Origin of the sequence: Curtobacterium sp. PhB190, from assembly GCF_004365385.1 — a bacterium.
Taxonomy (GTDB): domain Bacteria; phylum Actinomycetota; class Actinomycetes; order Actinomycetales; family Microbacteriaceae; genus Curtobacterium.
The window spans coordinates 353396-372016 of the sequence record NZ_SODN01000004.1; the positions used below are offsets into that span (position 1 = coordinate 353396).

The following is an 18621-nucleotide window of genomic DNA, read 5'->3' on the forward strand; positions in this document are numbered from 1 at the left end:
CGCACAGGTGCGTGTGTGCGGGGCTTCGTCGCTCAGATGCGGGACTGCACCTCGGCCAGCGACGGGTTCGTCGCCGTGCTGCCGTCGGGGAACACGAGCGTCGGAACGGTCTGGTTGCCGCCGTTGACCTCGGCGACGAGTTCCGCCGTGCCCGGGGTCTGCTCGATGTCGACCTCGGTGAAGGGCACGCCGGCCTTCGTCATCTGGTTCTTCAGGCGGGCGCAGTAGCCGCACCACGTGGTCGTGAACATCGTGACGCCGCCGGCTTCGGGGGTGAACTGCTCGCGGGTGATCGTGTCGCTCATGGCGTCAGGCTAACCCCGCTTTCTGGACGCCCTTGACGTGCTTATCCGATATAGCTAGGTTAATCCGCATGGATCCGATCCAACGCATCACCGCCCCGACGCTCGACGTGCTCGACGCACTGCTGACCGTCGACGGCCCGGCATGGGGGTTGCTCGTCATCAAGGCCACCGGGCGCCAGGCCGGCACCGTCTACCCGATCCTCGAGCGACTCGAGCGGCAGGGGTGGATCACGTCGTCGTGGGACGACGAGACCAGCCGGCCGGGGCCGCGTCGTCGGCTCTACGAGTTCACGCCGGACGGGGTCGACGCCGCACGCGACCTCGTCGCCGCGCGTCCGTCCGCCGCGACGCCCGCTCGTCCGGCTCGCTCGGCCCACCGGCCGGTGACCTCGTGAGCGCGCTCGACCGGGCGCTCGTGGGGGTCGCCGTCGCCGTCTCACCCGCAGCACACCGCGCCACCCGCCGCGAGCAGTGGCTCGCCGACGTCCGCGATGCCCACGAACTCGACCTCTCGCCGACTGCACTCGCGTTCGGCGCGTTCACCACGGCGCTGTTCCACCGACGCGCCGGCCACCGTTCCACCTGGGGGGACACCATGACCGCACTGCCGACACCCGTCCGTTCCGCACCGCACACCATCCGCACGATCCCGGTCCTCATCGCGCTCGCGGTGCTGTCCTACGTCGTCTCGGTGGGCGTCCTCGCGCTCCTGCAGCGGTACAACGGCCTGCCGGAGGCGCGCCTCGTCTTCGACATGGTCGGGATCGGGCTCGCGGTGGTGCCGGGCGCCGCTGTCGCGACGAGCGTCCTGCTGGTGTCGGGCGTCGCACGCCGCCGCCGGGTCCTCGGCGCCGTTGCCGTGTTCGCCATCGCCGCAGTGTGGTGGGCGATCACGAGCGGTTCGCTCAACGTCCCCGTGTACGTCCCGGTCCAGGTCGGCGTCATCGCGGCTGGGCTGCTCGCGGTCTGGCTCGTGGTGCTCCGCCGACCGGTGTGGACGTACTCGCTCCTCGTCCTGCCCGTCGTCGCTGCCGTGCTGGTGTTCCCGCTCGCAGAAGCAGCGAACGGCTCGGGGATCCCGTACTCCGCGATGGCGCTGGTGTCGTGGATCGGGCAGCTCGTCCCGTTCCTGGTCGCCGTCGTCGGAGCCGTGGTGGCGTCACGGTTCTCCACCGATGCGCCCGCGGTGGTCGAGGCGCACGGTGAAGCCCTGGTAGACAAGACCGTGTGAGTGACACCCACCTCGAGATCGAGCGCACCTACGACCTGCCAGAGGGCGGTGCCCTGCCCGACCTCGTCGGCGCCGGTGGCATCCTCCGTACCGAGCACCAGGAGCCGTTCGAGCTCGATGCGACGTACTGGGACACCGAGCGGTACGACCTGGTGGCGGCGCGGGTCACGGTCCGCCGGCGGACCGGCGGCCCCGACGCCGGGTGGCACATCAAGCGCTCCGAGTCGGACACGGTCCGCCACGAGCAGCACTTCCCGCTGACCGACGACGCCGACACGGTGCCGACCGAGGTCCTCGCGGCGCTCTTCACCGAGCGACGCGGCCGTGGCCTGCGCCCCGTGGTCCGCATCACGACCACCCGCACCGTGACCCGCCTGCTCGACGAGGACGGCGACCAGGTCGCCGAGCTCGCCGACGACCAGGTGACCGCTCAGCGCCTCGACGACGACGCTCCGGAGACGCCGCGCACCTGGCGCGAGGTCGAGGTCGAGGCCGTCGCGGGCGTCGACCCGCAGGTCGCGCACGAGCTCTTCGCGGCCCTCGATGCGCGCTTCGCGGCCGTCGGCGCCGGCCCCGCCGCCGTCGCGTCCAAGCTGGCACGCGGGCTGGCAGGAGCACCGGCACCGCGCCTCCAGACCGAGGAGAAGCCGGACAAGGGCACGACCGCACGCGTCCTCGCGAAGCGACTGCGGAAGCTGCGCGCTGCGCTGCTCGGCCAGGAATCGCGGCTCCGCTCCGGCGACGCGGCCGACCTCCGGCAGACGGCTGAGACCGCCCTCGAGATCGCGTCGATCCTCGGCGCCTACCGTCCGGCGTTCGCCGCCGGCGACACCGTCGACCGCGCCGCCGAGGCGGCCGACGGCCTGGCTGCCGTGACCGCACGCGCAGCACTCAACGAGTACCTGATCGACCGGTTGCCGCGCGCGTCGACCCCGGCGCAGGACGACCTGGTCGACTCCATGACCCGCGAACGCATCCTGGCCTCGACCCGTGAACGCCGCGACCAGTCGGTGCGGGACGTCGTCGCGTTCGTGCACGGTGAGCCGTTCCTCGAGCTGCTCGACGCGCTTGACGACGCCGTCGAACGGCCGACCCCGACCGAGTGGTCGCTCCGATCGCCGAAGAAGGTCGCGCAGGACGTCGGCGCCGTCGTGAAGCCGCACATCCGCGAGCTCGTCCGGGCCGCGGTTGCCGACGACACCTCGGACACCGCCGCCGAGCGCGAGGCCGCCGACCGTGCGACCACCGAAGCCGCCTGGCAGGGCACGATGCGGGCGCGGATGGCGATGGACGTCCTCGGCGACGACGCGTTCCCGCACGCGCTCTGGAAGCGGATCGGCAGCGCGGCCGACGTGCTGACCGAGCGGGTCCGATCGCTGCACGCCCTCGACGCGCTGCGGACCAACGCGGCGATCGCCGAACGCGGCGGCGAGGGGACGTTCGGCTACGGCGTGCTCGCGGGGGACCGGGTGCGCCTGGCCGAGGAGTCCTACGACGAGGCGGTGCACGCGCTCAACCGCGTGTGAGTCGCGGGTCGCGGGCCGCGGGCGTTCGCTTCGTGAGCAGAAATGGTCGGGTGCCCGCGGGCAACCCGACCATTTCTGCTCACCAAGTCATCAGGCGGCGGGCGCCTCGTCGGCCAGCCCGAGCACGTCGAGCAACCAAGCGAGCTCGAACGCCCGCTCCTTCCACGAGGCGTACCGACCACTCACGCCACCGTGGCCCGCGGACATCTCGGTCTTCAGCAGGACCGGCGCCCCGACCTCGCGCAGCTTCGCGGTCCACTTCGCCGGTTCGACGTAGAGCACACGGGTGTCGTTGATCGACGTCACGGCGAGGATCCGCGGGTACTGCACGTCGTCGCGGACGTTCTCGTACGGGGTGTACTCGCTCATGTAGCGGTAGACCTCGGCGTCGTGCAGCGGGTCGCCCCACTCGTCCCACTCGATGACGGTCAGGGGCAGGTCGGGGTCGAGGATGCTCGTGAGCGCGTCGACGAACGGCACCGCGGCGACGATCCCGGCGAACCGGTCCGGTGCGATGTTCGCCACCGCACCCATCAGGAGCCCGCCGGCGCTGCCGCCCTCGGCCACGAGCCGGTCCGCGGTGGTGTGGCCGGACTCGATCAGGTGGTCGGCGACCGCGACGAAGTCGGTGAACGTGTTCTTCTTCGTCAGCGTCTTGCCGTTCTCGTACCAGTGGCGGCCCATCTCGCCGCCACCGCGCACGTGGGCGACCGCGAAGACGACGCCGCGGTCGAGCATCGACAGGCGCATGACGCTGAAGCCCGGGTCGATCGAGTGCTCGTACGAGCCGTAGCCGTACAGGTGGAGCGGCGAGGGGGTGTCCGCGTCGACGGCGTCGCGGCGCCAGACGAGCGAGATCGGCACGCGGGTGCCGTCCGACGCGGTGGCCCAGTCGCGCTCCTGCGCGTAGTCGGCGGGGTCGTAGCCGCCGAGCACCGGCTGGCGCTTCAGGACCGTCACCTGGCCGGTCGCCAGGTCCAGGTCGCTGACCTCGGACGGGGTGACGAACGAGGTGAACCCGATGCGGAGCGTCGGCTGGTCCCACTCGGGGTTGCCGCCGAGCCCGGCCGAGAACAGTGCTTCGTCGAAGGGGACCTCGTGCGCGTCGCCGTACTCGTCACCCTCGATGGGGATGATCGCGATGCGGGGGAGTGCCTCGGAGCGGTACTCGAGCGCGAGGTGCCCGGCGAAGGCGTCGACGGACTCGATGCGGCGCTCGGTGTGGTGCGCCACGACGACCCGGCGGTCGCGCTCGGACGTGGGGTCGTCGGCGGGGACGTCGACGAGTTCGAAGTTCTCGGCACCGTCGTTGTGCAGGACCAGGAACCGGTCGCTGCCGCCGACGATGGCGTGCTCGATCTCGTACTCGACGCCGTCGCGTCGTGGCCACACGACCTGGAACTCGCCGGTCGGGTCGGCGGCGTCGAGCACCAGGGCCTCGGACGTGATCTTCGACCCGAGCTCGATGACGATGTACTGCGACGACCGGGTGACGCCGACGCCGACCCAGTAGCGGTCGTCGGGTTCCTCGAAGACCAGGACGTCGTCGGACGCGGCGGTGCCGACCGCGTGCCGCCAGATCTTGTCCGGGCGCCACGACTCGTCGACGGTCGGGTAGAAGACGTAGCGACCGGCCGGGTCGAAGGTCGCGCCGGCCCCGGTGTTCGGGATGGCGTCGCCCAGGTCGGTGCCGGAGGCCAGGTCGCGCACGTGCAGGGTGTACCGCTCGTCGCCCTCGACGTCGATGCCGTAGACCAGGCGGGTGCCGTCGTCGCTGATGTCGTAGGTGCCGAGGGAGAAGAACTCGTGGCCGTCGGCCAGCGCGTTGCCGTCGAGGACCACCTGCTCGCCGGGGAGGGTCGACTCGCCCTCGACGACGGCAGGCGGGGTCCAGTCGTCCGGACCGGCGATCGGCGCACGGCAGTGCACGCCGTACTGGCTGCCCTCGGCCGTGCGGGTGAAGTACCACCAGTCGCCCATGCGCACCGGCACTGAGAGGTCGGTCTCCTGCACACGGTTCTTCACCTCGGCGAAGACGCGGTCGCGCAGCGGGGCGAGGTGGTCGGTGGCGGCGTCGGTGTAGGCGTTCTCGGCCTCGAGGTAGGCGAGGGTGTCCGGCGACTCCTTGTCACGCAGCCACTCGTAGTCGTCGACGAAGTCGATGCCGTGGTGGGTCCGCGTCACGGGCCGCTTGGCGGCGGTGGGCGGGGTGGCCTGGGAGTGCTCGGTGCTCACCATCCCACCCTATGCGCACGGCCCCGTGGCGAGCCGGGCGTCACGCCGCCCGGAACCGGTCGCGCCGCGTCCGCCGGCCGCCCCGTCCGGAACCGGTCGCACCGCGTCCGCCGACCGCCCCGCCCGGAACCGGTCGGACCGCGTCCGCCCCGCCACCCCCGCGCGGACCCGCTGCTCGAAGGCCTCGAGCTCGTCCACGACGGCCGGTGCGACCCAGGCACGGTCACGCCGCCGCTCGGTGACCGGACGCAGCACCCCGGCGTGGACGAGTTCTGCGGCCACGCAGCCGGCCAGGTCCTCGTCGACCGGTCCGTCGTCGACACCGGCGAGGAGGTCCTGCAGTCGGGACTCGGTCAGGACCGGGTCGTCGGAGAGCGCCCGTCCGACGACGGCGTGGGCTCTCGTGGCACACGGACCCGCCATCCGGTCGGCCGCGTGCTCGTCGAGCAGCAGGGCGGTCACGGTTGCCTCGTCGCACACGGTGCCGATGGCGATCGCGACGTCTGTCACGAGGGCGTCCACGACCCCGTCGCGGTACCGCGCGAGGTGCCGGAAGTACCGGCCCCGATCCGCGGCGAGCGCGGTGGCGATCGGCGCGGTCACCGTCGTCGTGACGCCCCGGCGTCGCAGCACGGCGCTGATCAGCGCACGCCCGATCCGGCCGTTGCCGTCGGTGAACGGGTGGATCGACTCGAACTGGGCGTGCCCGATCGCGGCCTGGGCGATCGGGTGCAGGTCCGTCCGGTGCAGGAACGCGAACAGGTCGGCCATCAGGGGCGCGACCAGCTCCGGCGGCGGCGGGACGTACGTCGCCAGCCGCGGGGTGTCACCGCCACCGATCCAGTTCTGGACGCTGCGGTAGCGCCCGGCGTACCGCCCGTCGACCGGGTCGTCGCGCATGAGCAGCCGGTGCGCCTCGAGCAGCGCGGCCTCGGTGATCACGCCCGTGTCCGCTGCCGCGACCAACCCCTCGATCGCTCCGGCGGCGCGGACGACGACGGTCGCACTCGGGTTCGCGCGGATGCCCACGAGGGCTCGGGCGCAGTCGTCGAGCGACGCGGACTCGTCCTCGATCCGCGACGAGGCGACGGCCTCGGTCCGACCGATCACCGACCCGAGCGGCGCGAGCCGGGAACCGTGGTGGACGTCGAGCGACCGGAGCGCCGCGGCTGCGCGGTCGAGCAGCGCCTCGGTCCGGGCGTCGGGCACCCACCGAGCACGAGCGATCCGCGGCGGCAGCGACACGCGGACGGACGTGGTCATCCGGTCGGCGCGGGAACCCCGGCGGGCGCTGCGCCACGGACGCTCCGCGCTGCCGTGCACGGGCCATCCGCGGTGCACGAGCACGCCGCTGTGCGCGGTCTGGTCCCCGAGCGCGGTCGAGCCGTCGTGGACGTCCGGGGTCTCGTTCCGATGCACCATGCCGGGAGCGTAGGGACCCCCGGGCGCCCGACGCCAGGAATTCGTATTTCGCCGGCCCGCGTAGCGTTGGTGGCATGAGCAACTCCTTCGCGATCACCGGTGCCCACGTCGTCCCCGTCTCCGCCCCCGCCTTCGACGGCGGCGCGGTCGTCGTCGAGGACGGCCGCATCACCGCGATCGGCCCGGACGTCACACCGCCCCCGGGGATCACCGTGGTGGACGCCGCCGGTGCGTGGCTCGTCCCCGGGTTCGTCGAGTCGCACGGCCACGTCGGCATCCACGAGGAGGCGAACGGCGAGGCCGGCAACGACACGAACGAGATGACCGGCCCGAACATGGCCGGGGTCCGTGCGATCGACGCGATCGACATCGACGACGAGGGCTTCCGCGACGCGCTCGCCGGGGGCATCACGAGCATCGTCGTGAAGCCGGGGTCCGGCAACCCGATCGGCGGCCAGACCGTCGCCATCAAGACCTGGGGCGGGCGCACCGTCGACGAACAGCTGATCTCGGACTCGGTGAGCATCAAGAGCGCGCTCGGCGAGAACCCGAAGCGGGTGTACGGCGGCAAGGGCCAGACGCCGTCGACGCGCCTGGGCGTCGCGAAGATCATCCGTGACGCCTTCGTCGAGGCCCAGAACTACCGCGCCGCCCGTGACGCCGCCGCCGCGAAGGGTGAGCCGTTCGCGCGTGACCTGACGAAGGAGGCACTCGTCCGGGTCCTCGACGGCGAACTCGTCTGGGACCAGCACACCCACCGCCACGACGACATCGCGACCGCCATCCGGCTGTCCGAGGAGTTCGGGTACCGACTCGTCGTGAACCACGGCACCGAGGCGCACAAGATCGCCAGCCTGCTCGCCGAGAAGGACATCCCGGTCATCTACGGCCCGCTGTTCACGAGCCGCTCGAAGGTGGAGCTCCGTGACCGCGGCATCCCGAACCTCGCCACCATCGCCGCAGCCGGCGTCCGGGTCGCGATCACCACCGACGCCCCCGTCGTGCCGATCGGCATGCTCGTCGACCAAGCCACGGCCGCGGTGAAGGAGGGACTGCCCGCCCAGACCGCGCTCGAGGCGCTCACCGTCAACCCGGCCGAGTTCCTGGGCTTCGGTGACCGTGTCGGTCGGCTGGCCGTGGGCCACGACGCCGACCTCGTGCTCTGGGACGGCGACCCGCTCGACGCGACCAGTCGCGCGACACGTGTCTGGATCGACGGCCGGCAGGTCTTCGAGTGGGCGGACGGCGTCGGCGTCACCACCCCGCGCTGGTAGCGGGGGAGAGCCGGGAGGCCCGGATCGCGACGTGCCCGCACGTCGCGATCCGGGCCTCCCGTCCGTGGCGCCGGGGGCGCTGGGTGGTGACGGCCGGCGGGCCCGGCGGGCTCAGACCTCGCGCGCCAGCAGGAACTCGTTGATGCGGTCCGTCAGGTCCGCGTCGATCGCGCGGGCGTCGCCGTTCACGGAGCGGATCGGCGCCGCCTGCCGGACGCTCGACACGAGCCAGAGTGCGTCGGCGGCCTGCAGGTCGGCGAGCGTGACGAGTTCGTAGGCGGTCTCGATGCCCTCCTGCTCGGCGAAGCGGAAGACGTCGGCCTGCGTCGTGCCGGCCAGGATCCCGATGTCGGTGCGCGGCGTGACGAGCCGGTCGCCGACCTTCAGGATCAGGTTCGCGCGCGTGCCCTCGAGCACGTAGCCGTCGCTCGACACGAACAGGGCGTCGTCGGCACCGCGCCGGCCAGCCTCGCGCAGGGCGGCCATGTTGACCGCGTACGACAGGGTCTTCGCGCCCTGCAGCAGCCACGGCGAGGTGCGCTCGACGTCGTGTCGGTAGCCGCGGTCCAGCACGACGACGGAGATGCCCTCGGTGCGCGCGGCGGTCGAGTCGACGGACGGTGCGGCGTAGACCCAGCCGGTGGGTCGGTCGGTGCCCTCGACGCCACGGGTCAGGACGGTCTTCGCGAAGGCCTCGCGGACCGGGTCGAGCCGGGCGCAGACGGCCTCGATCGCCTGCCGCCAGGCGTCGGGGTCCGGCGCGGGCAGGTCGAGCATCGCGGCGGAGCGGCCGAACCGGTCGAGGTGCGCCTCGAGGGCCTGCGGACGACCGTCGACCACCGTGATCGTCTCGAACACGCCGTCGCCCCGGGTGATGCCGAGGTCCTGCACCTGCAGGTGCTCCTCGAGCGGCTTCGCCCAGGTGAAGGCGTCCGCTGCGGGGTCGTGCGGCGCGGCGTCGCGGGAGGGCTGGTTGAGGATCGCGAGCACGGTTTCGGTCATGCGCCCATCCAACCGCACGCGCGTCCGCGCACGTTGTGCGTGGGCGCGCTTCGGGCGTGGGCGTCAGCTCGCGTCGGGCAGGGCGCCCATGAGCTTCCACACCGCCTGGGTGAGCTCGGGGTGCTGCAGCGCGATCCGGCGCAACCGGTGGTACTCCTCGCCGAGGACGGTGCCCTGACCGGACGCGGGGTGCATCGACCACTGGGCGTGCCGCTTGCCGATCGCGGCGTCGAGGTCGACCGCGTCGGCCCGGAGGATGAGCACGACCTGCTCGTCCACCGTGGGGAGCGTCGGCATGAACTCCCACGGGTCCTCGCCCTGACGGCTCCGGTGCTCGACGAGCATCGAGATCTCCTCGGCAGCCTCGGCGCGCAGCACTTCGAGGCTGCGCCCGGTCCTGCGGGGCTCAGCCATGGTGCCCCCGCAGCACGCCTGCCATGGGAAGAGCGTACGACACATCTTCGGCCAGACTGGACGGGTGACCCCGCGCGACGAGAGCAAGTCCCAACACCCCCGAGTGGTCGTCGTCTACCTGCTGCGCGACGGCGCGAGCGGGCCCGAGGTCCTGCTCGGGGAGAAGCGCCGCGGCCTCGGCACCGGCCGGCTGGTCGGCCCGGGCGGCAAGCGGGAGCCCGGTGAGACGGCGGTCGAGACCGCCGTGCGCGAGGTGCGCGAAGAGGTCGGCCTGCGTCTCGAGACGGTCGACCTGGAGGCCCGTGGCACGTTGGACTACCGGTTCCCGTACCGGCCATCCTGGTCCCAGGTCTCGGACGTCTTCGTGTGCCGCCGCTGGCAGGGCAGCCCGTCGGGCTCCGACGAGCTCGAACCGCGGTGGATCCCGGTCGCCGACGTCCCCTACGAGGCCATGTGGGACGACGCGAAGTACTGGCTGCCGGCGGTGCTCCGTGGGGGTGCGGTGCGTGCACGCTTCACGTTCGCCGACGACGACGCGACGGTCGCGGGCTTCACCGGGACGGGTGTCGAGACCCCCGCGTAGAGCGGGTCAGCGGGCCAGCGGATCAGCGGATCTGCTGGGTGCGGGTGCTGCCGGTGCGTGCTTCCTCGGCGGCGGCGATGACCTCGGCGTCCCCGCTGCGACCGCCGAGGGGCCGGACGAAGAAGTCGATGATCCCGAACACGATCGCGCCGACCATGGCGAACATCGCCCAGCCGACGAAGAGCCCGGCGGTGTTCCGGCCGTCGGCGGGTGCGAGCACGATGCTCGCGACGTAGAAGCCGACCGTCAGCACGAGGAGCACGACGACGACGGTGACGAGGACGCGGTGCCAGGTGATGCGGGGGTTCATGCCCCCCAGGATACGCGCCGCCGACGCCTCACCGGTCCGCGTGCCGGCACGGACATGCACGTGCATCATGCGACAGAGCACGCGTCGATCGACTGGTGCATCGTCGGAACATGCGCACGCAGTCGGTCTGCGCGAGCGGTGCGATCCTCAGGAACGAGCTACCGGTCCGCGTGCCGGCCGTGCGGCGGCTCGTCCCCGACGTCGACTCGGGCCGACGTGTCGGACCGAGCCGGCGCCCTGGAGCCCCCGGTGCGTGGGACGGGACGGGTGCGCGGTCCGGTCCCCGCGCCTCCCGTGCGGTCCCCGGTCCGCTGCACGGGGATGCGGCCGGTGGGGGTGGTCTCGGTCTCGAGGCCGTCACGGCCGCCCGTGAAGACGTCGCCGCCGACGCGGGCGTCCTCCCAGTCGTCGTCGCTCAGGACGCTCAGGGTGCCCGTCTCGGTGGACTCGAGGCCGTGGCGCTCGAGCTCGGCGTCGCGTTCCTTGCCGAGGAACTCACGGTTCGCGTTGTTGGCGTCCTGGAACATCGTCGTCCGGCCGGTGACGATGGCGCGGATGCGTCGCCGCTCCCACCACTTCTTGCCGAAGTACATGAGCACGAGGCCGACCGCGGCGTAGCAGCCCATCGTGATCAGACCGCGGGCCGGGCCGGGGCCGACGCCGTAGATCTGGTGCTTGATCATGTCGACCATGCTCGACCCGACCACGACGTTGTTGAGCCAGGCGAACGGCTCCGGCATGAACCACTTCGGGTACGCCCCGCCGGACGACGGCATCGACAGGAACACGAAGCAGATCATGGCGGGGGCCGCGATGAACCGGCCGACGAAGTAGCTCAGCCCGTTGACGGCGAGACCGATCGCGACGATCCACCCCCACGCGATGAGCACGAGCTGGATCCAGTGGCCGTGGATGGCGCCGACGACCGGACCGGCGAGCGTGTTCGTGATGAGGGAGATGACGAGGCCGCCGACGACGATGACGGTCATGCGGGTGCGGTGCCGGAGCGGGCCACCCATGATCCCGATGAACATCGCGACCATGTAGCCGCCGATGCACCAGGCGAGCATCACGTACATCGGCACGGTGCCGTACTCGTCCCACGCGGGCAGGGGAGCGAGCTCGGTGATCTTCGGGGTCGCGACCCCGATCCCGGTCAGGACCGCGGTCAGCGTCGCCGGCACGAGGCTCGCGACCTGGAACTGGTGGGCGCTCGCCTTGAAGAACTCGTTCGTCGCGGGGTCGTAGGCGACCGCCATCGAGCCGGCGATGACGTCACGTTTCGCCGCGGCCAGGGAGTCGTAGGTGTGGAACACGAACTCGCCCGGCAAGGCCTTCTGCACGGCGGCGACGAGGGTCGGGTCACTGCCGACCAGGGCGATCGGGACGTCGTGCGGGTGCGGTGCGTGGAACGCGAAGACGTAGCAGAGGCAGAAGCCGACGATGAAGAACAGCGGCATCCAGAGCTGCAGGCCGATGAGCTGGAGCGAGGGGTGCAACGTCGAGTACCAGCGGCGGTACGCACTGTGCTGCTGCGGTGCCGGCACGGGTGCCTGTCGGCGCGGAGCCGGTCGGGTGGAACCGGCGACCTTCGCGCCGCGACGGGGCTTGGTCCCGCGGGCCGAGGGCCGGGTGCTGCGTGGCTTCGGCGCCGACGTCGGCCGGGACCCTCCGGGACGTTCCGGGGTGTCGTCGTTCCTGTTGACGTCGTTCCGCGGCGTGCTCACTCGGCGCTGTGCTCCTGTTCTCGGACGGAGCGCCAGGATACGCCGAGGCCCTCAGGAGCGGCTGCGTGACGCCTGCGCCGAGTCCATCGCGAGTTCTTCGGCGTCGAGGGTCACGAGCACGCGGCGCATGACCTCTTCGTCGAGGTTGCCCTTCTCGCGCTCCTCGAGCACGATCTCGCGTCGTCGGTCGAGCAGCTCGCGCCGGATGTCCTGGATCTGCGAGCCACGCAGGCGCATCGGGGCGTTGCGCTCCTCGACCTCTTCCTCGAGGGCGTCCTGCCGGAACGTCTCGACCTGCCGCTCGAGCCGTGCCTTCAGCCGGTTCACCACGGAGTCGACGGCGACGGCGCCGTACTGCTTCGACCAGTCCGGCCGTCGCTTCTCGAGCAGCTCGATGGCGGCCTCCGTCGTGCGCTGGTTCAGCCGCATCTCGCTCCGGACGTCCTCTTCGCCCTCGGCCGGGTCCTGCACCTTGAGTGCACGGATGACGAAGGGCAGGGTCAGGCCCTGCAGCAGCAGGGTGCCGACGGTCACGAAGAACGCGATGATGAAGATCGTGTCCTGTGCGGGGATCTGCGTCGGGCTCGCGACCACGGACACCGCGGCGGCGAGGGTCACCACGCCGCGCATGCCGGTCCACGAGATGACGGTGAGCTCGCGCCAGTTGAGCTTCGGCTCGGCCGTCCCGCGCATCCACCGCAGTGACGGGTGGCCCCGGGAGAGCTTGATGCGCAGCGGACGGAGCCATCGCCCGTTGAAGCGGTTGCGCACGTACGACTCGAAGATGAAGAGGGGCCGCACCAGGATCACGACGCCGAGCACCACGGCCGCGGCGGTGAGTGTCTGGCCGAGACTCCGTTCGCTCTCGACCAGGTCCTGCACCACGGTGTTGAGCTGCAGGCCGATCAGGGCGAAGACGAAGCCCTCGAGGATGACGTCGATGCTGGTCCACAGCGGGCGCTCCTGCAGGCGGGTGGCGTAGCCCTCCTTCGGCGAGTTGTAGCCGATGTACAGGCCGGCCGTGACGACCGCGATGACGCCGGAGCCGGAGAGGTCCTCGGCCAGGATGTACGCGACGAAGGGCAGCAGGATGCTCATGATCGTCTCGACCACGGGGTCGTTGAGCCGCATCCGGATCCAGTGCACGACGACGCCGAGCACGATGCCGACGGCCAGGCCGACGCCGATCGCCAGGCCGAAGATGCCGAGGTCCTGCCAGATGGTGAGCGACGTCCCGGCGATGATCAGCGTGAACACGCGCACCAGGGTCAGGGACGCGGCGTCGTTGATCAGGCTCTCGCCGGACAGCACCGTCATCACCCGGCGGGGGAGCCCGAGCTTGCGACCGATCGCGGCGGCGGACACGGCGTCCGGCGGGGCGACGATCGCACCGAGCAGGATCGCCGCGGGCAGGGTCATGTCCGGGATCAGGAAGTACGCCACCGCGCCGACCACGAGTGCCGTCACGATGACCAGGAAGATGCCGAGACGCCGGATCTGCTTGATCGACGTCCGGAAGCTCTGCCACGACACGTCGAGCGCCGCCGAGTAGAGCAGCGGCGGCAGGATCACCGTCAGGATCACCTCGGAGTCGATCTCCATCGCGGGCAGCCCCGGCAGGAACGACGCGGCGAGCGCGACCGCCGTCACGAGCAGGGGAGCGGGGAGTCCCTTCGCCCGTGCGAACCCGGTCACCGCGAGCGATCCGACCAACAGGATGAGGAGCTCGACGGTGTCCATGGGACTCATTCTCGCATCGGCATGGTTCCGAATCTGAACGAGTCTGAAGCTCCGGTGAACAGCCGGTTGCCGATCAGGTTTGCTCCGGAGGCCGTCGATGGGGAACACTGGCCCGCGGTGGACATCACACTCATAGTCGTCCTGGTCATCGCGTTGGCCCTCTTCTTCGACTTCACAAACGGTTTTCACGACACCGCCAACGCGATGGCGACTCCGATCGCGACCGGGGCCATGAAGCCCAAGGTCGCGGTCACGGTCGCCGCGGTGCTCAACCTCGTCGGTGCGTTCCTCAGCACCGCAGTGGCGACCTCGATCTCGCACGGCCTCATCAACGAGGGCCCGGGCGGCGTCGCGATCTCACCGGAGATGATCTTCGCGGGGCTCATCGGAGCGGTCGTGTGGAACATGATCACGTGGCTCCGCGGGCTGCCCTCGTCGTCGTCGCACGCGCTGTTCGGCGGACTGATCGGAGCCGCGATCGTCGGCGCCGGGTTCCAGTCCGTCAACTACGTCGCGCTGCTGACGGTCGTCATCATCCCGGCCTTCGCGTCCCCGGTGATCGCGTCGCTCGTGTCGTTCCTGTCGACGCGCATCGCGTACCGGATCACGAAGCGCCCGGTGTTCCCGAACGAGCGCGGCGGCTTCCGTGTCGGGCAGATCTTCACCTCGTCGATGGTGTCGCTCGCCCACGGCACGAACGACGCCCAGAAGACGATGGGTGTCATCACGCTGACGCTGATCGCCTCGGGGGCGCAGTCGTCGAACCAGGGCGTGCAGTTCTGGGTCGTCGTCGCCTGTGCCCTGGCGATCGCGCTCGGCACCTACACGGGCGGGTGGCGCATCATCCGCACGCTCGGGTCCGGTATCACCGAGATCCGTGCCACCCAGGGCTTCGCGGCCGAAGCCTCGACCGCCGCGACGATCCTGGCGTCCAGCCACCTCGGCTTCGCGCTCTCGACCACGCAGGTGTCCTCCGGCTCGATCATCGGCGCCGGGCTCGGCCGCCGCGGCTCGAAGATCCAGTGGTCCACCGCCGGCAAGATCGTCATCGCCTGGTTCATCACGCTGCCCGCCGCTGCAGCCGTGGGCGCGGTGGCGTCGGGCATCGCACGTCTGGGCGTCATGGGGCTCGTCATCGACGCCATCGTCGGCGCCGCCGTGATCCTCGGCCTGTACCTGTGGTCGCTCCGGAAGCCGCACGAAGGCGCCTCGGCCATCGAAGTCGACGTCGCGGCGAACGCCGTGTACACCCGCAAGGAACTGCGCGACCTGCAGCGCAAGAAGCGCGCCGACGCCGTCGCGGACCGCCGCGCAGCGCTGAGCCGCGAGCGCACGCTCCGCCGCATGGCCGCACGCAAGGGAGGCCGTCGCTGATGGGAATTGATTGGTTCGCGTTCGTCACCGTGGCGCTGGTCGCCGTGGTCTCGTCGTGCTTCGTCGTCGCCGTGTACTCCGTCGGTCTCCGCTTCTGGAGCGCCGCGGACACCCGCGCGGGCAAGTTCACCGTGAAGGACGACGGCACGATCGGTCCGGCGACCGCCGGGTTCCCGAACCCCGCCGGAGCGACGACCGCGGTGCGTGCCTTCCGTGCGCTCGCGATCCTCTGCTTCGCGGTCTGCGGCGCCGTCGTGCTGTACGGCATCTACCTCATCGTCCCCCAGTTCCACTGACGCGGGGCGCGCGCGACGCGCGCTTCGTGAGCAGAAATGGTCGGGTGCGTTCCGGCGACCCGACCATTCCTGCTCACCATCCACGGGCACACGATCGCTCGCGTCCACCGGACGGGAGGCCCGTGGCGGCCTGGCACCGTGCCTCCCGTCCCGCTGGGTGTGGGCGGCGCTGACGCGACGCGCGCCTCGTGAGCAGGAATGGTCGAGTGCTTTCCGGCGACCCGACCATTCCTGCTCACCATGTGCGCGCTCCCGCCCGGCTCCCGGACCGGCCGGACGGACTGGGCTAGCCTCGACGTGTGACCGGCAACGAAGCAGCACAGGCCCCCACCGGGGCGCAGACCCGTACCGAGAGCGACTCGCTGGGGTCGCGCGAAGTCCCGATCGACGCCTACTGGGGCATCAACACCCTGCGGGCCCTGGAGAACTTCCCGATCACGTCGGTGCCGATCTCGGTGTACCCGGACCTCATCGAGGCGCTCGCCACCGTGAAGCAGGCGGCAGCGCGGGCGAACCGGGCGATCGGGGTCCTCGACGACGAGCGCGCCGACGCCATCGACCGTGCTGCGCAGGAGGTGCGGGACGGCGCCCTGCGTGAGCAGTTCGTCGTCGACATCGTGCAGGGCGGTGCCGGTACGAGCACGAACATGAACACGAACGAGGTCCTGGCGAACCGGGCCCTCGAGCTCCTCGGCCACGAGCGGGGCGACTACGGGTACCTGCACCCGATCGACCACGTGAACCGCAGCCAGTCGACGAACGACACGTACCCGACCAGCATCAAGATCGCGATGATCTTCTCCGCCCGGCGACTCATCGAGCAGCTCGAGCAGCTCTCCGCGGCGTTCGCCGAGCGGGGGAACGCCTTCTCCGACGTGCTCAAGGTCGGCCGGACGCAGCTGCAGGACGCCGTGCCGATGACCCTCGGGCAGGAGTTCACCGGCTTCTCGCACACGATCCAGGAGGACGCCGACCTGCTCCGCAAGGTCCTGCCGCTGCTGGCCGAGATGAACCTCGGTGCGACGGCGATCGGCACCGGGATCACGGCGGACCCGCTCTACCGCGACGAGGTCCGCCGGCAGCTGCAGGACGCCAGCGGCATCGACGTCGTGACGGCACCGGACCTGATCGAGGCGACGAGTGACGCCGGCGCCTTCATGACGCTGTCCGGCACGGTGAAGCGCAGTGCCGCGAAGCTCTCGAAGATCTGCAACGACCTGCGGCTGCTCGCGTCGGGGCCGCAGGCGGGACTCGGCGAGATCACCCTGCCGGCGCGCCAGGCAGGCTCGTCGATCATGCCGGGCAAGGTGAACCCGGTGATCCCCGAGGTCGTGAACCAGATCGCGTTCGCCGTGGTCGGCGCTGACACCACCGTGACGATGGCGGCCGAGGGCGGTCAGCTCCAGCTCAACGCGTTCGAGCCGATCATCGCGCACTCGATCCTGCAGTCGCTGCAGTGGATGTCACGGGGCTGTGCGACGTTGCGCGAGCACTGCGTGACGGGCATCGAGGCGAACGAGGCGAAGCTCGCTGCGCAGGTCGACACGAACGTCGGGGTGGTCACGGCCCTGACCCCGTACATCGGCTACGCGGCTGCGGCGTCGATCGCGCACACGGCACTGACCACGTCGACGCCGATCTCGACGCTCGTCGTGGCCGCCGGCCTGATGGACGAGGACCAGGTGCAGCGCGTGCTGAGCCCGGCGCGGCTGTCCGGCATCGAGCTCGCGACCGGTGCGATCCCGGTGGTCACCGAGGAGATGCTGGACCGAGCGGCGCGCGAGCGCTGACGAGCAACCAGCGCGACCAGCGCGACCACCTCAGGGCATCGGAGCCTCGCCGACGCGTACCTGCTGGGCCACGTCGCGCAGGTGTTCCTGCGCCGGAGTCGGCTCGGCGTCCTCGTCGGCGGCGACCTGGGCCGCGGTGGTCCGGACGTTCCGCGCCGCGGCGATGTCGGCGTCCCGCCAGCGGGCGAGCGTGAAGTTGCGCGTGACGTCGCGCAGCGGCAACCGGATCGACTCGTCGGCCTCGATGCCGGCCAGGAGCTGCCGCATCCGGATCACCTCGGAGTCGAGCTCACCGCCGACCACGAGCACGAAGTTCGAGATGTACAGGTAGACGAGCAGCAGGATCCCGCCGCCGAGCCACCCGTACGCACGGTTCCCGCCGCCGATCGTCTCGACGTAGACGGCGAAGCCGAGGGTCGCGAGCGCCCAGGTGACGATGGCGAACGCGGCACCGGCGGACACCCAGCGCAGCTGCGGCGTCTTCACGTTCGGGGTCGCGTAGTACAGGACCGCGACCATCACGACCAGGTCGGCGGCGAGCACGGGCCACTTCACGACGTTCCACACGTCGTCGATCCACGGCGCCCAGCCGAACGACGCGACGATCGCCGCCGAGATCGTCGGGGTGCCGAGCAGGATCACGATCGCGATCGCCCCGCCCGCCATCACGAGCAGGGTCACGAGGAGCATCATGCTGCGGAACTTCCAGATCCGCCGACCCTCCTCGACCTCGTACGAGGTGTTCATCGCCCGCCCGAACGCCGTCGCGTACCCGGACAGCGACCACAGTGTCAGCACGACGCCGGTCGCGAAGCCGAGCCACGGGTTGTCGAGGGTCAGCAGCTGGCGCAGCGGGGTCTCGAGGTGCTGCGCCGTCTCCGGGCGCAGGATGAACCCGAGCACACCGATGATGTCGGCCAGGCTGTCGCCCTTGCGGTCGACGATCGACAGTGCGGAGACCACGGTCAGCGCGGTGGGGAACACGGTCAGCAGCGCGAAGAACGTCAGTGACGCGGCCGCGTCGACGACGCGGTGCCGGATGACCGAATGGTAGGTGCGCCGGACTACGGCGCGGACTCCCGTCCGCTGGAGGTCGCGCGATGCGCTGTCCGGCATGCGTTGTACGGTACCCGACACGTGACGTCACGCCGTGCCGTGGTCGCGCCGCGGTGCGGACGGGAGGCCCGTGGCGGCGCCGCCCCGCGCCTCCCGTCCGCCCCTGGTCGCGTCGACCCCGTCAGAGCGACACGATCCCGCCACGGTCTGCCGTCCGTCTCGCGAAAGCGACAGACGCCCGCCTTGGGTTCAAGGGGTGGTTGCAACACCTTGAGTGGTGAGGTGTTGGTGTGGGTCGTTGGCACACGCGTGAGGACAAGCGACGGTTCTGGGCTG

17 protein-coding genes are annotated in these 18621 nt (G+C 71.1%); 8 read left to right on the top strand and 9 right to left on the bottom strand.

Annotation, left to right across the window (positions count from 1 at the left end):
- Nucleotides 1-32: 32 nt before the first annotated feature.
- Nucleotides 33-305 (bottom strand): mycoredoxin, encoded by a 273-nt coding sequence (locus tag EDF47_RS08990; RefSeq protein WP_123293947.1) that lies wholly within the window; start codon nucleotides 303-305, stop codon nucleotides 33-35.
- Nucleotides 306-373: 68 nt separating this feature from the next.
- Here EDF47_RS08990 and EDF47_RS08995 point away from each other — a divergent pair, with 68 nt between their 5' ends.
- The 3 genes from EDF47_RS08995 to EDF47_RS09005 are packed head-to-tail and all read left to right on the top strand — an operon-like array spanning nucleotide 374 to nucleotide 3062.
- Nucleotides 374-700, top strand: a complete 327-nt coding sequence (locus tag EDF47_RS08995) for a helix-turn-helix transcriptional regulator (protein ID WP_123293946.1) — start codon at nucleotides 374-376, stop codon at nucleotides 698-700.
- Nucleotides 697-1536 carry a hypothetical protein gene (locus EDF47_RS09000; protein WP_133936702.1) on the top strand — a complete coding sequence of 280 codons (840 nt, stop codon included), beginning with the start codon at nucleotides 697-699 and terminating at the stop codon, nucleotides 1534-1536. The genes EDF47_RS08995 and EDF47_RS09000 overlap by 4 nt, the downstream gene beginning before the upstream one ends.
- Nucleotides 1533-3062 carry a CYTH domain-containing protein gene (locus tag EDF47_RS09005; protein ID WP_133936701.1) on the top strand — a complete coding sequence of 510 codons (1530 nt, stop codon included), beginning with the start codon at nucleotides 1533-1535 and terminating at the stop codon, nucleotides 3060-3062. Before EDF47_RS09000 ends, EDF47_RS09005 begins: the two co-directional genes overlap by 4 nt.
- A gap of 90 nt (nucleotides 3063-3152) precedes the next feature.
- Here the strand turns inward: EDF47_RS09005 and EDF47_RS09010 are convergent, their stop codons facing one another.
- Both EDF47_RS09010 and EDF47_RS09015 read right to left on the bottom strand, forming a co-directional pair.
- Nucleotides 3153-5300 carry a S9 family peptidase gene (locus EDF47_RS09010; RefSeq protein ID WP_133936700.1) on the bottom strand — a complete coding sequence of 716 codons (2148 nt, stop codon included), beginning with the start codon at nucleotides 5298-5300 and terminating at the stop codon, nucleotides 3153-3155.
- A 6-nt stretch (nucleotides 5301-5306) separates the two neighbouring features.
- Nucleotides 5307-6719, bottom strand: a complete 1413-nt coding sequence (locus tag EDF47_RS09015) for a Fic family protein (RefSeq protein WP_133936699.1) — start codon at nucleotides 6717-6719, stop codon at nucleotides 5307-5309.
- A 74-nt stretch (nucleotides 6720-6793) separates the two neighbouring features.
- Between EDF47_RS09015 and EDF47_RS09020 the strand changes: the two genes are divergently transcribed.
- Nucleotides 6794-7993 carry an amidohydrolase gene (locus tag EDF47_RS09020; RefSeq protein ID WP_111084558.1) on the top strand — a complete coding sequence of 400 codons (1200 nt, stop codon included), beginning with the start codon at nucleotides 6794-6796 and terminating at the stop codon, nucleotides 7991-7993.
- A gap of 111 nt (nucleotides 7994-8104) precedes the next feature.
- On the opposite strand, the gene EDF47_RS09025 is transcribed toward EDF47_RS09020, so the two are convergent.
- Nucleotides 8105-8995, bottom strand: a complete 891-nt coding sequence (locus EDF47_RS09025; RefSeq protein ID WP_133936698.1) for an aminodeoxychorismate lyase — start codon at nucleotides 8993-8995, stop codon at nucleotides 8105-8107.
- Between the two features lie 63 nt (nucleotides 8996-9058).
- Complete coding sequence (locus tag EDF47_RS09030; protein ID WP_123294181.1) at nucleotides 9059-9409, bottom strand: tryptophan synthase subunit alpha; 351 nt, start codon at nucleotides 9407-9409, stop codon at nucleotides 9059-9061.
- Nucleotides 9410-9473: 64 nt separating this feature from the next.
- On the opposite strand from EDF47_RS09030, the gene EDF47_RS09035 reads away from it, so the two are divergent.
- A complete protein-coding gene (locus EDF47_RS09035; RefSeq protein WP_159573127.1) occupies nucleotides 9474-9992 on the top strand; it encodes an 8-oxo-dGTP diphosphatase in 519 nt (172 codons plus the stop codon).
- Nucleotides 9993-10014: 22 nt separating this feature from the next.
- Here EDF47_RS09035 and EDF47_RS09040 read toward each other — a convergent pair whose 3' ends face one another.
- From EDF47_RS09040 to EDF47_RS09050, 3 genes are all read right to left on the bottom strand, one after another.
- Nucleotides 10015-10302 (bottom strand): hypothetical protein, encoded by a 288-nt coding sequence (locus EDF47_RS09040; protein ID WP_123341059.1) that lies wholly within the window; start codon nucleotides 10300-10302, stop codon nucleotides 10015-10017.
- Nucleotides 10303-10460: 158 nt separating this feature from the next.
- Nucleotides 10461-11849: an ABC transporter permease gene (locus EDF47_RS09045; protein ID WP_133936697.1), complete on the bottom strand. Its 1389-nt coding sequence runs from the start codon at nucleotides 11847-11849 to the stop codon at nucleotides 10461-10463.
- Between the two features lie 231 nt (nucleotides 11850-12080).
- Nucleotides 12081-13769 carry a sodium:proton antiporter gene (locus tag EDF47_RS09050; protein ID WP_131878592.1) on the bottom strand — a complete coding sequence of 563 codons (1689 nt, stop codon included), beginning with the start codon at nucleotides 13767-13769 and terminating at the stop codon, nucleotides 12081-12083.
- A 117-nt stretch (nucleotides 13770-13886) separates the two neighbouring features.
- Between EDF47_RS09050 and EDF47_RS09055 the strand changes: the two genes are divergently transcribed.
- From EDF47_RS09055 to EDF47_RS09065, 3 genes are all read left to right on the top strand, one after another.
- Nucleotides 13887-15143, top strand: coding sequence for an inorganic phosphate transporter (locus EDF47_RS09055; RefSeq protein ID WP_123938824.1), 1257 nt, complete (start codon nucleotides 13887-13889; stop codon nucleotides 15141-15143).
- A complete protein-coding gene (locus tag EDF47_RS09060) occupies nucleotides 15143-15439 on the top strand; it encodes a hypothetical protein (protein ID WP_133936696.1) in 297 nt (98 codons plus the stop codon). The genes EDF47_RS09055 and EDF47_RS09060 overlap by 1 nt, the downstream gene beginning before the upstream one ends.
- 299 nt (nucleotides 15440-15738) lie before the next feature.
- Nucleotides 15739-17229, top strand: a complete 1491-nt coding sequence (locus tag EDF47_RS09065; protein ID WP_133936695.1) for an aspartate ammonia-lyase — start codon at nucleotides 15739-15741, stop codon at nucleotides 17227-17229.
- Between the two features lie 30 nt (nucleotides 17230-17259).
- Here the strand turns inward: EDF47_RS09065 and EDF47_RS09070 are convergent, their stop codons facing one another.
- The gene (locus EDF47_RS09070) at nucleotides 17260-18345 is read right to left on the bottom strand and encodes a YihY/virulence factor BrkB family protein (RefSeq protein WP_131878596.1); all 1086 of its coding nucleotides are present in this window, start codon (nucleotides 18343-18345) and stop codon (nucleotides 17260-17262) included.
- Nucleotides 18346-18621: the final 276 nt, after the last annotated feature.

Excerpts from the sequence above, each read along its gene's own strand:
- EDF47_RS08990 (WP_123293947.1), bottom strand. The coding sequence starts at position 305 with ATGAGCGACACGATCACCCGCGAGCAGTTCACCCCCGAAGCCGGCGGC.
- EDF47_RS08995 (WP_123293946.1), top strand. The coding sequence starts at position 374 with ATGGATCCGATCCAACGCATCACCGCCCCGACGCTCGACGTGCTCGAC.
- EDF47_RS09010 (WP_133936700.1), bottom strand. The coding sequence starts at position 5,300 with ATGGTGAGCACCGAGCACTCCCAGGCCACCCCGCCCACCGCCGCCAAG.
- EDF47_RS09015 (WP_133936699.1), bottom strand. The coding sequence starts at position 6,719 with ATGGTGCATCGGAACGAGACCCCGGACGTCCACGACGGCTCGACCGCG.
- EDF47_RS09020 (WP_111084558.1), top strand. The coding sequence starts at position 6,794 with ATGAGCAACTCCTTCGCGATCACCGGTGCCCACGTCGTCCCCGTCTCC.
- EDF47_RS09025 (WP_133936698.1), bottom strand. The coding sequence starts at position 8,995 with ATGACCGAAACCGTGCTCGCGATCCTCAACCAGCCCTCCCGCGACGCC.
- EDF47_RS09030 (WP_123294181.1), bottom strand. The coding sequence starts at position 9,409 with ATGGCTGAGCCCCGCAGGACCGGGCGCAGCCTCGAAGTGCTGCGCGCC.
- EDF47_RS09040 (WP_123341059.1), bottom strand. The coding sequence starts at position 10,302 with ATGAACCCCCGCATCACCTGGCACCGCGTCCTCGTCACCGTCGTCGTC.
- EDF47_RS09050 (WP_131878592.1), bottom strand. The coding sequence starts at position 13,769 with ATGGACACCGTCGAGCTCCTCATCCTGTTGGTCGGATCGCTCGCGGTG.
- EDF47_RS09060 (WP_133936696.1), top strand. The coding sequence starts at position 15,143 with ATGGGAATTGATTGGTTCGCGTTCGTCACCGTGGCGCTGGTCGCCGTG.
- EDF47_RS09070 (WP_131878596.1), bottom strand. The coding sequence starts at position 18,345 with ATGCCGGACAGCGCATCGCGCGACCTCCAGCGGACGGGAGTCCGCGCC.